We start from the raw sequence: 13,207 nt of genomic DNA, 5'->3' as shown, positions 1-13,207 counted from the left end.
GTGTTGGCCCGGGCCTGGACGCGGCGGGGCGGGTGGGTATCGCTGGCGGTGCTGGTGCCGCACTGGTTGGGGCTGCTGCTGTTCTGGGCCTGGGACCGGGCGCTGGCGCGGCCCGCGCTCTTCGACGACCTGCCCGCGGTACGGCCGGTGCTGGCGTGGCTGGTGGATCACGGCGAGCCGTGGCAGGCGCGCGCGGCGGCCGGGGCGTGGGTGGCGGTCCATCTGGCCGTGCTGGTGGTGCGCGGGGGGCGGGCCCTGCGCCGGCTCGCGGTCTCCGGTGGCCCCGAGGTCCGGCGGGTGGAGCGCGTCTCCGGGGCGGTGGTGGTGGGCGTCGTCGTGGTGCTGGCGGTGGCGCTGACGGTGCGTCGCCCGGGGATTGCCGTCCGGCAGCCGCTGGTGGTGCTCATCGGCATCGACGCGTTCCGGCCGGACCGGCTGGGCGCGACGGGGCACGGGGTGGCGCCCCACGTCGAGCGCTTCCTCCAGGACGCCACGCTCTTCACTCGCGCGTACACGCCGGTGGCGCAGACGGAGCCCGCGTGGCGGTCGCTGCTCACGGCGCGGTGGCCGTACCGCACGGGCGTGCGCTACCCGCTGACGTCCGACGCGCGGCTCGTGCTGGCGCCCACCTTCGCGCAGCGCTTCGCGGACGCGGGATGGCGCACGGTGTTCGCCACGGACTGCTCGCGCTTCCACTTCGAGGGCCCGGCCTCCGGCTTCGCCACGCGCTGGCAGCCTCCGCGCGGCGCGCTCAACTTCGCGCTGGAGAAGCTGCGCTACCGGGCGCTGGGCCTCTTCGCGGACAACCCGGCGGGCGCCGCGTGGGTGCCCGAGTTCATCGACAACCGCGCGCTGGCCGGCATCCATGACCCCATGGGCTATGCGCGGCGGCTGTCGGACGGGCTGCTGGCGGAGGCAGGGGAGGGGCCGCTGCTCTTCGCCTTCCACGCCACGGCGGCGCACTTCCCGGGCGACCCCGTCTACCCGTTCTACCGCCGCTACGTGTCCGCGTCCGAGCCGCTGGAGCGCCGGCTGCGCATGCACTTCGCCCCGGTGGCGCCGGGCGCGAAGGGCGCGTGGAGCCGCGAGGGCGCGGAGGGGCTCTACGACGAATTGCTCGCGCAGGCGGACGCGCAGGTGGGAACGCTGTTGGACGCGCTGCGGGCCTCCGGGCGCTACGACGACGCGACCATCGTGCTGATGTCCGACCACGGCGAGAGCTTCCACGCGGACCGGCCAGACCTGGCGGGCGCGACGTCCGTGCACGGCGCGCGGCTGGGCGAGGAGGAGAACCGCATCCTGCTCGCGGTGAAGCCGCCTGGTGGCCGTGGCGCGGGCCCCGCCCAGGTGGACGCGCTGGCGCGGCTGGTGGACGTGGGCCCCACGCTGCTGGAGCTGTCCGGCCTGTCCGCGCTGCCTGAGTCGGACGGGGCGTCGCTCGGGCCGCTGCTTCGTGGCGAGGGGCGTCCGCTGGCGCCGCTGTACGCGGAGACGGGCTACACGCACGTGAGCCCGGAAGTGTTCGACCCGGGCCACTGGCCGGGCGCGCCGCGCACCTTCGACGCGTACCGCCTGCGCCCGGACGGCGTGGTGGAGATGGGCGACGACGCGGACGCGGCGGTGCTGCGTGAGAAGGACACCGGCGCCTTCGACGGCGAGCGCTGGGTGGTGGACCGGCCGCAGGCGGACGGCGGCGTGCGGCGCACCTGCACGGGGGACTGTGAAGGGGCGGACGCGCGAGCGCTGGCGGACTGGCTGGATGACGCTCGGGAGCGCGCGCCGGAGTCCGTCTCACGTAGAGTCGCCGGCCATGTCGACGACCGAAACAACCCCCGGCCTCCAGGAAACGTACGCCCCCCACAACGCCTGCTTCGGGTGTGGCCCGGCCAACCCGAAGGGGCTGCGCATCCGCAGCCGCGTGGAGGGTGACCTCGTCGTCGCGGACTGGACGCCCGAGGAGCACCACCAGGCGTTCCCGGGCGTGCTCAACGGCGGCATCATCGGCGCGCTGCTGGACTGCCACTGCAACTGGACGGCGGCGTACCACCTGATGAAGGCGCAGGGCGCGGCCACCCCGCCGTGCACCGTCACCGCCGACTACGCCATTGTGCTCAAGCGCCCCACGCCCATGGGCCGCGTGCACCTGTCCGCGAAGCCCGTGGACATCCAGGGGGACCGCGTCGTCGTGGAGGGCACCCTCACCGCGGAGAACGGCAAGGTGACGGCCACCTGCCGCGGCACCTTCGTCGCGGTGAAGGAAGGCCACCCCGCGTACCACCGCTGGTAGGCCTGGGAACGCCTCGGGCCCCGTCACCGGCCTCTTCGTGAGAGGCGGCGCGGGGCCCGTGGGGTGAAGCAGAAGCGCTGGGACTACTTGCCGGCTTCGAGCATGCGGGCGTGGTGCGCCGCCGTCTCGTTGGGCTGGCCGGGGTCACGCAGCCGGTGCACCTGGTTGCCGATCTTGTCCTGCAGCAGCATCAGGCCGTCCAGCACCTGCTCCGGACGCGGCGGGCAGCCGGGGATGTAGACGTCCACCGGGATGATGCGGTCGATGCCCTGGAGCACCGCGTAGTTGTCGTAGAAGCCGCCCGACGACGCGCACACGCCGAAGGCCACGACCCACTTGGGCTCGGTCATCTGCTCGTAGACGCGCTTGAGGATGGGGGCCTGCTTCAGGTTGATGGTGCCCACCACCATCAGCAGGTCCGCCTGGCGCGGCGAGAAGCGGGGGAACTCCGCGCCGAAGCGCGAGATGTCGTGCCGGCTGGCGGCCACGGACATGTACTCCATGCCGCAGCACGCGGTGGCGTACGGGTAGGTGAACAGCGAGTACTTGCGGGCCCAGCCCAGGCCCTTGGACACCAGCTTCTGGAAGAAGCCCGTGGCCTCTTCCCGGCGGGTGGTCATGATCGGAGCGATGTCGGTGTCAGCCATGGCGTAGTCTCAGCTCTCCCAGTCGAGAGCGCCCTTCTTCCAGACATAGATAAGGCCCACGACCAGGGTCGACGCGAAAACCAGCATCTCCACGTAGCCGAACCAGCCGAGCGCCTGGAAGTTCACCGCCCAGGGGTACAGGAACACCGCTTCCACGTCGAACACGATGAAGAGCAGCGCGATGACGTAGAACTTCACGGCGAAGCGCTGGCGAGCGGGACCGCTCGACTCGGAGCCTGCTTCGAAGGGGGCCGACTTGGTGCTGCTCGGGCGCTTGGGGCCCAGCCGGGTGGTGACCTGGGGGATGATCATCCCGAGGACGCCGGCCAGCAGGAGCACCACCGCCATCGGCAGGTACGGTGCGAGGGGTGTAGTCATCGGGCGCGGACCCTAACGACACCGCTGGCGTCGTGTCAAAGGGAAACACCCCCGCCCAGGGCCCGCCAACCCCTTGAGAAGACGGCCGAAATGCCGGGCCCATCAGGCGCCCTCATCCGCCGGGAGCCCCCCCGCCCGGACGCCTGCCGGTGCGAAGGGGGCCGGATCATCCCGCGCGCCCGGCCGCCTGACCTCCCCGGGGCCGGTTTGACGCTGTGGGGAGCGCACGCCTAGCGTCAGCGGGCTGTCCCGTTGTTTCCGCTCATCGCCTGGGGAGTCGTCTACATGTGGGGCCGGCTGACCTTGCGGATGCAGGTGGCGATCGCGGTGCTGCTCCCGTGCCTCGCGGTGGTGTTCTTCAGCGGGGCGTACTTCCCCGCCCGCCAGGAGGCCGCGGGCATGGAGGTCCTGGCCGGGCGGGCCATGACGCTGGGGACGCTGGTGGTGCGCCACCCCTCGCTCGCGCTGCCTGACACCGCGCCGGACGCCCGCGCGCGGCGCGAGGAGGTGTTCTCCCAGGTGGAGTCCGGTGGCTTCACGCTGAACTTCCAGGAGCTGACGCGCGCGGACGGCACCGTGATCGCAGCGCGGGGCCGGGTGCCGGAAGGCCCGCCCCAGCCAGCCCAGCTCACGCCGGGCGCGTGCACGGTGGCGCGGCTTCGTGAAGAGGTCGTGGTGCGCTGCGAGAGCGACGGCCGCGTGTACCGCGCGGGCTTCGGCACCCAGGAGGTGAAGGCCGCGCTGGCGGCGACCGAGGGCTATTCGCTCATGGGCTACCTGGGCGCCGCGGTGCTGGGGCTGGGGCTGGCGGTCATCATCAGCCGCGCCATCGCGGACCCCGTGTCGCGCGTCACGCAGGTGGCGCGCGAGGTGGCCCGGGGCGACGTGTTCCGGGGCGAGCTGGACGTGTCCGCCGCCGGTGAGGTGCGCCAGATGGCCACCTCCTTCAACGAGATGCTGGGCACGCTGCGCGCCACCGTCATGGAGCTCGTCACGCGCACCGAGCAGCTGTCCAGCGCGTCGCGTGGCCTGATGGGCGCCTCCGCGGATCAGGAGCACGTCATCAGCCAGCAGGCCGCGTACGCGCAGCAGATCGCCGCCACGTTCGAGGAGCTCTCCCGCACCGCCGAGCAGATCTCCTCCTCCACGGAGGTGGTGGAGTCCAGCGCGCGGCGCACCCATGACGCCGTCGCGGAGGCCATGGCGGTGGTGGCGCAGGTGGTGGGCGGCATCAGCGACATCCGCACGGAGTCCAAGGGCGTGGCGGACGCCATCGTGGGGCTGAACAAGGACCTGCAGCAGGTCTCCAAGATCGCCCAGGTCATCAACCAGGTGGCGGAGCGCAGCGACCTGCTGGCGCTCAACGCGGCGCTGGAGGGCACCAAGGCGGGGGACGTGGGCCGGGGCTTCTCCCTGGTGGCCGCGGAGATGCGCAAGCTGGCGGAGAACGTGTCCGCGTCCGCGCGCGACATCGCCCGCATCGTGGAGAAGGTGCAGGACTCCGGTGAGGAGGCCGCGTCAAAGGCGCGCGTGGGCATGGCGACGAGCGACCGGGGCGTGGAGGTGGCCGAGCAGGCCTCCGCCGTCTTCCTGCGCATCGTGGAGCTGGCGCGCGGCACCAGCGAGGCGGCGCGGCAGATCACCATCGCCACCCGCCAGCAGCGTCAGTCCAGCGAGCAGGCCGTGCAGGGGGCTCGCAACGTGGCGGACCTGGTGAAGCAGGGCGTGGACGCCACCGGCCGCACCACGCGCATCGCCCAGGATCTCCAGTCCGTGGCCGAAGGGCTCACCGCCGTCACCAGCCGCTTCAAGGCCCAGCCCCGGTCCTGACCCCGGTTCTGATCAGGCCGGCTGCGACGACGGGGCGCGGGCGCGCAGCTTCTGGAACTGCTCCAGGGGCATGGCCGCGACGCCCAGGCGGTGGTCGGGCGCCACCGCCTCGCCGTGGAAGTCGCTGCCGAAGGTGGGCACCAGGTCGAACTCCGCCGCGAGCGCCAGGTACTTCTGCCGCACGGTGGGGTTGTGGTCCACGCTGAGCACCTCCAGGCCGGACAGCCCGGCCTTGGCCAGCGCCTGGATCTCCGGGCGCTCCATCTTGGAGGAGCCGGGATGGGCCAGCGTCGCGGTGCCGCCCGCGTTGCGGATGAGCCGGATGGCCTCCGCGCCGTCCAGCTTGAAGCGCTCCACCCACGCCGCGCGGCCCGTGCCCAGGAAGCGGTCGAACGCGGCCTTCATGTCCAGGCACCAGCCCTGCTCCACCAGCACCCGCGCCAGGTGGGGCCGCCCCAGCTGCGCGTCCCCGGCCACCTTGCGCACCTGCTCCATGCGCACCGGGAAGCCCAGATTGCGCAGGCGGGCCACCATCGCCTCCATGCGCCGGGTGCGCTCGTCCCGCAGCCGGTCCGCGAAGCGCGCGAGGTCCGGGTCCTCCGGGTGCAGGAAGTGGCCCAGGATGTGGGCCTCCTTGCCGTAGACGAAGGCGGACAGCTCGATGCCGGGGACCAGCTCCAGGCCATGGGCGAGGGCCGCCTGTCGTGCCTCGTGGAGCCCCGCCACCGTGTCGTGGTCCGTGACGGCCAGGACGGTGACGCCCGCGGCGGCGGCGCGCGCCACCAGCTCCGAGGGCGGGTACTGGCCGTCACTGGCGGTGGTGTGCGAATGCAGGTCGATCACGGCGGTGGGACCCTCCGGAGGGCGGCGAGGCGGGCACTCTTACGCCATGTCTCCATGGGAAGGGGCCGGAAGAGCGGGCCCTGTGTGAATCCGCACGGCACGGGGTTTCTTCCTGTCGGGTGGAGACCCCTTGGGGAGGGGCGGGGCTGAAGGCGGGCCTCCCCTTGGCAGGCGGGCGGTGTTAGATCGCCGCGCCATGGCCAAGACCCCGACCCCGAAGAAGTCCTCCCTTCGCGCCGCCTACGCGAACGCGCGCAAGGCGGATCCGCGCCCCATCACCGGCAAGGAGAAGCCGGCGGAGCTGCTCGCGCACGCGTTCAGCGCCTACGTGGGCCGGCAGGAGCGCACCGCGTTCGAGCTGATGCAGCAGTCCGTGCAGCAGGACGCCTCCATCTTCCTCACGCTGTCAGGCGCCATGACGCCCGCGGGCCTGCACCAGTCCTGCCTCATCCCCCTGGTGGAGAAGGGCATCATCTCCGCCATCACCACCACGGGCGCCAACCTCTACCACGACGCCCACCGCATCATCGGCCACGGCATCCGCGAGGTGAACCCCAACGCGGGCGACCTCCAGTACCGCCTGGCGCGCATCATCCGCATCTACGACCTGGGCTTCTGGGAGGAGGCGCTGCTCGACACCGACCGCCTCTTCTCCGCCATCCTCCGCCAGCCGGAGTTCCAGAAGAAGATGACCACGCCGGAGTTCCACTACCTCCTGGGCAAGGCCATCCACGGCATCGAGAAGCAGCTGGGCGTGAAGCAGCCGTCGCTCTTGTCCACCTGCTACAAGCACGGCGTGCCCATCTGGGTGGGCGCGGTGCAGGACGGCTCCATCTTCCTCAACGTCGTGAAGCTCAAGCGCCTCTTGGGTGACGAGTTCAAGTTCGAGCTCGACATCAACGACGACGTCTATTCCATGGCCGCCATGCAGCACTACTGCCGCCACCACGGCAGCGGGAAGCTGGCCATCTGGATCCTGGGCGGCGGCGTGCCCAAGAACTACACGCTCCAGGGCGAGCCGCTGCTGGATCAGATCCTCAACGTCCCCACGTCGGGCTTCGACATCGACGTGCAGTTCTGCGTGGACCCGGTGGACAACGGCGCGCTGTCCAGCTGCCCGGCCGGTGAGGGCCACACCTGGGGCAAGGTGTCCGTGGAGGCGGTGGAGACGGGCTCCATGTACGTGCACTGTGACGTGACGGCGGTGTTCCCGTGGCTCACGCACGCGCTGTTCAGCGAGCCCAAGAACAAGCGCAAGCCGATGCGCCTGATGGACAAGATGGGCGACGCGGTGAAGTTCCTGGACGCGGACGTCAAGAAGCGCAGCAAGTCGCTGATGAAGACGCTGGACTGGAGCGTCGAGGAGGCCGAGCCCTCCTCCGAAGAGGACGCGAAGGCCCACGACAGCTTCGTGCGTTAGAAGTCAGTCCTTTCCTTTCCCCTGGCTCGAAGTCCCAAGGAGACGGTGATGGCCCAGCAGCCCGCGACCGGTGTGGTGATGTCCCTGGTGAGTGCCCCCCAGCTGAAGACGCAGGTCACGCACGGCCCGTCCGGCGCGACGCTGCCCACGGAGGCGCCGAAGGACAACGGCGGCACCGGCGGCAGCTTCTCCCCCACGGACCTGGTGGCCACGGCGCTGGCGTCCTGTGTCGTGACGACCATGCACCTGATGGCCGGCAAGGAGGGCATCACCCTGGGCGAGGTGCGCGCGACGGTGGAGAAGCGGATGACTCCGCCGCCGCGCAAGATTGGCGAGCTGGTGCTGTCCATCCTGATGCCGTCCGGCCTCACGAAGGACCAGCGCGCCATGCTGGAGAAGATCGCCCACGAGTGTCCCGTGGCGCGCAGCCTCCACCCGGATGTGAAGGTCGTGACGTCGTTTGGCTATCCGGACTGAAGCAGCCGGACCGGGGCTCGAAAGGCCGCCTGCCCTCCGAGCCCCGCTGACCGCGTGCGGCAAGCGGGCGCAGTGCCCACCCTCGTGAGGTTCGTTCGACGCCTCGGGGGAGGGGCATCCGACATGAATCTGAAGCGACTGGGCATCTACCTGAACGACCACCTGCTGGGCTCCACCGTGGGCCTGGATCTCGCGAAGCGGACGGAGCGCGAGAACCGCAGCAACCCGGTGGGGCAGTACCTGGCCACGCTCGTCCCGCTCATCGAGCAGGACCGCGCCACGCTGCTGGCGGTGATGTCCGCCCTGGAGGTCCGGGTGGATCCGCTGAAGGTGGGCGGTGCGTGGCTGACGGAGAAGCTGTCGCGCCTGAAGCTCAACGGCTCCCTGCTGCGCTACTCGCCCTTGAGCCGGCTGGTGGAGCTGGAGGGCCTCTGCGTGGGCTCCCACGGGCGCGTGTCCCTGTGGAGGAGCCTGGAGAAGGTGGCCCCGAAGGAGCCGCGCCTGGCGCGGTTCGACTTCGGCTTCCTCGCCGAGCGCGCCGACGGGCAGCTGGAGACGCTCCAGACGCTGCGGCTGCGCGCGACGGATGCGGCATTCAGCGACACCTCCGTCGAGACCGGTGAACAGGCACCAGTCCCGACGGAAGCTTGATCAGGGCCTTCAGGTCCCCGAGGGGGAGACGGGGGTGCGCGCCCCGTTCTCCGGCCCGGGCAAGAGGCGCAGCTGGCTGGCGGAGGTGAACGTCGCGTCCACCTCGCGCTCCAGGTACGTGTAGCCGGACAGGCCGTCCTCGTAGACGCGCAAGAGGTTGCGCGACTCGTCCAGGGTGATGCGCCCCTGGCGCAGCGCCAGCTCCGTGAACTTGCGCAGCTTCGCGACCAGGTCGTCCTTGTTGTAGCTCACGTAGTTGAGCACTTCCGTCACCGTGTCCCCGGCGACGACGTGATCAATCAGGTAGCCGCCGCCCGGCGCCAGCGACACCTGCACCGTGTGCGTGTCCCCGAAGAGGTTGTGCAGGTCGCCCAGGATCTCCTGGTACGCGCCCACCAGGAAGATGCCCAGGTAGTAGTCGTCGCTGTTGAGCGCGTGCAGCTCCAGCGCGTCCTTCACCTCGCGCTTGTCGATGAAGTGCTCGATCTTCCCGTCCGAGTCGCAGGTGATGTCCGCCAGCGTCGCGCGGCGGGTCGGCTTCTCCGCCAGGCGGTGGATGGGCATCATCGGGAAGAGCTGATCAATGGCCCACGAGTCCGGCAGCGACTGGAACACGGAGAAGTTGCAGAAGTACGTGTCCGACAGCTGCTTCTCCAGCGACTCCAGCTCCTCCGGAATCTCCCCGGCCTCGCGCGCCACGCGCAAGATCTTGTGGCAGATGGCCCAGTAGAGGTTCTCCGCCGCCACGCGCTGCTCCAGCGACAGGTGGCCCAGGGAGAACAGCTGGAGGCTCTCCTCCTTGGCGTCCTGCGCGTCGTGGAAGGCCTCGATGACGTTCTTGTTCGTGACCTCGCGGAACGTCGAATAGAGGTTGCGCACCACGGAGGGCGCCTTCTCGTCCACCTTGTCGGGCGTCTGCGTCGGGTCGAACTCGCTGGTGCCCAGCACGTCCACCACCAGCACCGCGTGGTGCGCGACGACGGCGCGGCCGGACTCGGAGACGAGCGTGGGGTGCGGCACGCCCGCGCGGTCGCACGCCTCCATCACGCCGAAGACGACGTCGTTGGCGTACTCCTCCGTCGTGTAGTTCATGGAGGAGGCGAAGTTCGTCTGGGAGCCGTCGTAGTCCACGCCCAGGCCGCCGCCTACGTCCAGGTACTTCAGCGGCGCGCCCTGGCGGGCCACCTCCACGTAGAAGCAGCCCACCTCGCGCAGCGCGTTCTTCACGTTGCGGATGTTGGAGATCTGGCTGCCCAGGTGGAAGTGCAGCAGCTCGAAGGAGGAGAGCAGGCCCGCGTCCTTCATGAAGCCGATGCAGGACATCAGCTCCGACGAGGACAGGCCGAACTTGGACCGGTCACCGCCGGACGCCTCCCACTTGCCGGCGCCGCGCGTGGACAGCTTCACGCGCATGCCCAGCCGCGGGGTGATGCCGGTGCGGCGGGCCACCTCCGCGATGAGGGGCAGCTCGCTGGGCTTCTCCACCACGAGGATGACGTTGCGGCCCAGGCGCGAATAGAAGAGGGCCGTCTCGATGTACTCCTCGTCCTTGTAGCCGTTGCAGATGACGAGCGCGTCCTCGCTCTCCAGCAGCGCCATCACCGCGAGCAGCTCCGGCTTGCTGCCGGCCTCCAGGCCGTAGGTGAAGTCCTTGCCCGCCTCGATGATGGTCTCCACCACGTAGCGGTGCTGGTTCACCTTGATGGGGAACACGCCCCGGTACAGGCCCTTGTAGCCCTGATCCGCGATGGCCTTCTTGAACGCGTTGTTCAGGTGGACCACGCGGTGGCGCAGCACGTCCGTGAAGCGCAGGAGCAGCGGCAGGCCGATGCCCCGGCGACGGACCTCGTCCACCAGCTCCTTGAGGTCCATGCTCGGAGCGGCGGGCCCGTCCGGATGGACGCACACGTGGCCCTTGTCGTTGATGCCGAAGTAGGGCGAGCCCCAGTTGCGGATGCCGTACAGCTCATGGGCATCGGCCAGGGTCCAGCGGTGCTGAGGGGAGGGAGCGGCCATCGTTGTTTCGTGCCTCCGGTGGAGCGCGCGGCGGGGGGTGGAAACTCCCATGAACAGGGGAGGGGGGCCGGACTATCGGAAACGTCCCGGTCATTCAATAGCCGCCTGTTCGAGGAGCAGGCAGGCGGGCAGGGGCCCCGTTCGCGGTGCTGGCCCTGGTGGGCCGGTCAGCATCCAATTCCTACCCTTCCTCCTAGGCAGCGCAGGGAGGCCGAGTGGAGAGAAGGGGAGGGTACATGGAGTCGTCCGCACGCAGGGAAGAGGCAGCGCCACTGACCCCGCGGGAGATCTTCGAGCGGTTGGATCGCTACGTCATCGGACAGGAAGCCGCGAAGCGGGCCGTGGCCATCGCCGCGCACAACCACCTCAAGCGCATCCAGGCGCGGCGGATGCGCCGGCAGTCCCTCATCAAGAAGTCCAACATCCTGCTCATCGGCCCCACGGGCAGCGGCAAGACGCACATCGCGCGCAACCTGGCGGAGATCCTCCACGTCCCGTTCACCACCGTGGACGCCACCGAGTACACGGAGGCGGGCTACTACGGGAAGGACGTGGAGGTGATGGTGTCCGACCTGCTCTTCAAGGCGAACCACTCCGTGGAGGACACCCAGCGGGGCATCATCTTCATCGACGAAGTGGACAAGATCGCCCGCCGCACTCAAGGCGCCCGCAACGGCGCGGGCAGCCGCGACATCGGCGGTGAGGGCGTGCAGCAATCGCTCTTGAAGCTGCTGGAGGGGCGCGAGGTGCACGTGCCCATGAACGTGACGCAGGCGTGGAACAAGAGCGACTTCGTGCAGGTGGACACGCGCGACATCCTCTTCATCTGCGCGGGCACGTTCAGCGACCTGCACGACTTTGGCGACGAGGGCAGCCGGGCCATGGGCTTCGGCGCGGACGCGCTCACGGCGAAGCGCAAGGAGAAGCGCATCTCCACGAAGCAGCTGGTGGACTTCGGGATGATGGCGGAGTTCCTGGGCCGCATGCCGGTGATGGTGCAGCTGGAGCGGCTGGGCGAGTCCGACCTCCTGCGGGTCCTCACCGAGCCGCCGGACGCCATCACCCGCGAGTTCAAGGAGCTGCTGTCGCTGGATGAGATCGAGCTGGAGTTCCCGGAGAGCGGGCTGCGGGAGGTGGTGCGCTACTCCATGTCGCGCGGGTTGGGCGCGCGCGGCCTGCGCTCCATCCTGGAGCACGTGATGTCGGACATCATGTTCGAGGCGCCGGAGCGGCGGCACCGGCAGGTGACGGTGGACGCGGAGTTCGTGAAGGCCCGGCTCGCGAGCCTGGACGACGTGGAGCTCAACGCTTAGCGGGAGCCGGCCGTTCGGAGGCCCGGGCGGCGGCGCCCAGCCGTGCCGCCGCCTGCGGATCCTGGATGAGCTGGAGCACCAGGTCGTTGCGCAACAGGGCCCGCGTGTCGCCGCGCTCCAGCGCGTCCTGCAGGTCTCCCTGTGACAGCGCGGTCTGGAAGCGCGGGTCCTTGCGCAGGGCCTTGAAGGCCGGGTCGTCCTGGAGCTTCTTCGCCTTGGCCGGGTCGTGGGTGGCCTGGGCCACGCGGACCAGGTCCTCCAGCGGGGCGAACTGGGTCAGCTCGAAGAGGTTGAAGCGGCGGGACAGGTCGAAGGCCATGGAGCCCTTCGGGGCCACGCCCACGCGCTTGCCGGCGATGACGACGTGCTGCTCCATGAAGGTGAGCGCGCTCAGGCAGACCCAGAAGAGGGCGGCCATCTTCCCGCCGCCGAGGATGAAGCCCAGCGTGCGGTCCATGCCGCGCTCCTCCGGGTTCTTGCCGGAGAGGAAGCGCAGGAGCAGCGCGCCCAGCGCGTAGCGCACGGTGAGCCACGTCACGACGAAGAGGAGCACCGTGCCGAAGAGCGTGCCGATGAGCAGCGGCGAGCCCAGCGCGACGGCGAGCTTCGGGCCGATGAGGGGCGCGAGCTTGCGCGAGACGAAGTAGCCCGCCGCGAGCCCCACGGAGTTGGCCACCTGCCGGGCCGCGCCGGAGAGGGCGCCGAGGATGCCGAAGAACAGCACCATGCCCAGGAGGATGAGGTCGATGACCATGTCGGGGGCTCCTGGGGGCCGCTAGCGGATCTTGAACGAGGAGTCGCCCTTGGACTTGTCCGCGGTCTGCTTCTGGGCTTCCGCGAGGGCTTCCTTGTAGCGGGCGTTGGAGGGCTCGTAGGTGAGCGCCATCTTGAGGTTGCGCTCCGCGGCGGACGGGTTGCCGGACTCCAGGTCCTTCTGGGCCTGCGCGTAGAACTGGCGGCCCTTGGGGTGGGTGCCGATCTGCTCTTCCTGTTCCTTCTTCGCGGCGGCCTTGGTTTCGGACTCGGAGGCGTCGGTGAAGCGCAGCTTCTGCGCGCGGTCCGGGCCCGCGATGTCGGTGAGGTACTTCTTGCGCTTGGTGTCGTCGCGCAGGACGTAATAGGCCTCGGTGACGCGCTTGTAGAGCTCGTTCACCTGGTCCTTGAGGGCCTTGGACTCCAACTGGAAGAAGCGGTCCGGGTGGTAGACGCGGCTCTCCCGGTAGAAGGCCTTTTTGATGTCACCAGGCGCGGCGGTGCGCTCCAGGCTGAGCAGCTCGAAGTAGTCCATCTGGTCGAGCTTCGCGCAGCGGGACTCCAGGTCCACGAGCTGTTCCGGGCTGAGGGC

Annotated in this window: 13 protein-coding genes; 7 read left to right on the top strand and 6 right to left on the bottom strand. The window is 70.0% G+C overall.

Annotated elements, in window-relative coordinates:
• Both D7W79_RS27635 and D7W79_RS27630 read left to right on the top strand, forming a co-directional pair.
• On the top strand, positions 1-1,929 hold a 1,929-nt coding region (locus D7W79_RS27635), incomplete at its 5' end, for a sulfatase-like hydrolase/transferase (RefSeq protein WP_120528389.1).
• A complete protein-coding gene (locus tag D7W79_RS27630; RefSeq protein ID WP_171437841.1) occupies positions 1,919-2,287 on the top strand; it encodes a PaaI family thioesterase in 369 nt (122 codons plus the stop codon). The genes D7W79_RS27635 and D7W79_RS27630, both read left to right, overlap by 11 nt.
• Before the next feature lie 83 nt (positions 2,288-2,370).
• Here D7W79_RS27630 and D7W79_RS27625 read toward each other — a convergent pair whose 3' ends face one another.
• Both D7W79_RS27625 and D7W79_RS27620 read right to left on the bottom strand, forming a co-directional pair.
• Positions 2,371-2,934, bottom strand: coding sequence for an NADH-quinone oxidoreductase subunit B (locus D7W79_RS27625; protein WP_120528387.1), 564 nt, complete (start codon positions 2,932-2,934; stop codon positions 2,371-2,373).
• A 9-nt stretch (positions 2,935-2,943) separates the two neighbouring features.
• Entirely contained in the window at positions 2,944-3,312 is a 369-nt protein-coding gene (locus D7W79_RS27620; protein WP_014398096.1) for an NADH-quinone oxidoreductase subunit A, read from the bottom strand.
• A gap of 285 nt (positions 3,313-3,597) precedes the next feature.
• On the opposite strand from D7W79_RS27620, the gene D7W79_RS27615 reads away from it, so the two are divergent.
• On the top strand, positions 3,598-5,142 hold the full coding sequence (locus D7W79_RS27615) for a methyl-accepting chemotaxis protein (protein ID WP_120528386.1): 1,545 nt from the start codon (positions 3,598-3,600) through the stop codon (positions 5,140-5,142).
• A 12-nt stretch (positions 5,143-5,154) separates the two neighbouring features.
• Here D7W79_RS27615 and D7W79_RS27610 read toward each other — a convergent pair whose 3' ends face one another.
• Positions 5,155-5,985, bottom strand: coding sequence for a PHP domain-containing protein (locus tag D7W79_RS27610; RefSeq protein ID WP_120528385.1), 831 nt, complete (start codon positions 5,983-5,985; stop codon positions 5,155-5,157).
• 196 nt (positions 5,986-6,181) lie between these two features.
• Here D7W79_RS27610 and D7W79_RS27605 point away from each other — a divergent pair, with 196 nt between their 5' ends.
• The 3 genes from D7W79_RS27605 (at position 6,182) to D7W79_RS27595 (ending at position 8,533) form a co-directional block, all read left to right on the top strand.
• Complete coding sequence (locus tag D7W79_RS27605) at positions 6,182-7,405, top strand: deoxyhypusine synthase family protein (protein ID WP_120528384.1); 1,224 nt, start codon at positions 6,182-6,184, stop codon at positions 7,403-7,405.
• 48 nt (positions 7,406-7,453) lie between these two features.
• On the top strand, positions 7,454-7,882 hold the full coding sequence (locus tag D7W79_RS27600; protein WP_120528383.1) for an OsmC family protein: 429 nt from the start codon (positions 7,454-7,456) through the stop codon (positions 7,880-7,882).
• A gap of 123 nt (positions 7,883-8,005) precedes the next feature.
• On the top strand, positions 8,006-8,533 hold the full coding sequence (locus tag D7W79_RS27595; protein WP_120528382.1) for a hypothetical protein: 528 nt from the start codon (positions 8,006-8,008) through the stop codon (positions 8,531-8,533).
• A gap of 9 nt (positions 8,534-8,542) precedes the next feature.
• On the opposite strand, the gene speA is transcribed toward D7W79_RS27595, so the two are convergent.
• Positions 8,543-10,549: a biosynthetic arginine decarboxylase gene (gene speA, locus D7W79_RS27590; protein ID WP_120528381.1), complete on the bottom strand. Its 2,007-nt coding sequence runs from the start codon at positions 10,547-10,549 to the stop codon at positions 8,543-8,545.
• A 236-nt stretch (positions 10,550-10,785) separates the two neighbouring features.
• Between speA and clpX the strand changes: the two genes are divergently transcribed.
• The gene (gene clpX, locus D7W79_RS27585; RefSeq protein WP_120528380.1) at positions 10,786-11,862 is read left to right on the top strand and encodes an ATP-dependent Clp protease ATP-binding subunit ClpX; all 1,077 of its coding nucleotides are present in this window, start codon (positions 10,786-10,788) and stop codon (positions 11,860-11,862) included.
• Here clpX and D7W79_RS27580 read toward each other — a convergent pair.
• Both D7W79_RS27580 and D7W79_RS27575 read right to left on the bottom strand, forming a co-directional pair.
• Positions 11,852-12,616, bottom strand: a complete 765-nt coding sequence (locus D7W79_RS27580) for a CvpA family protein (protein WP_120528379.1) — start codon at positions 12,614-12,616, stop codon at positions 11,852-11,854. The two genes, clpX and D7W79_RS27580, sit on opposite strands and share 11 nt — an antisense overlap.
• 21 nt (positions 12,617-12,637) lie before the next feature.
• The coding region (locus tag D7W79_RS27575) for a J domain-containing protein (RefSeq protein ID WP_244221997.1) at positions 12,638-13,207 on the bottom strand (570 nt) is incomplete at its 5' end.

This window comes from Corallococcus exercitus (genome assembly GCF_003611585.1).
GTDB lineage: Bacteria > Myxococcota > Myxococcia > Myxococcales > Myxococcaceae > Corallococcus > Corallococcus exercitus.
This window is presented reverse-complemented; position numbering and strand designations above follow the sequence as displayed.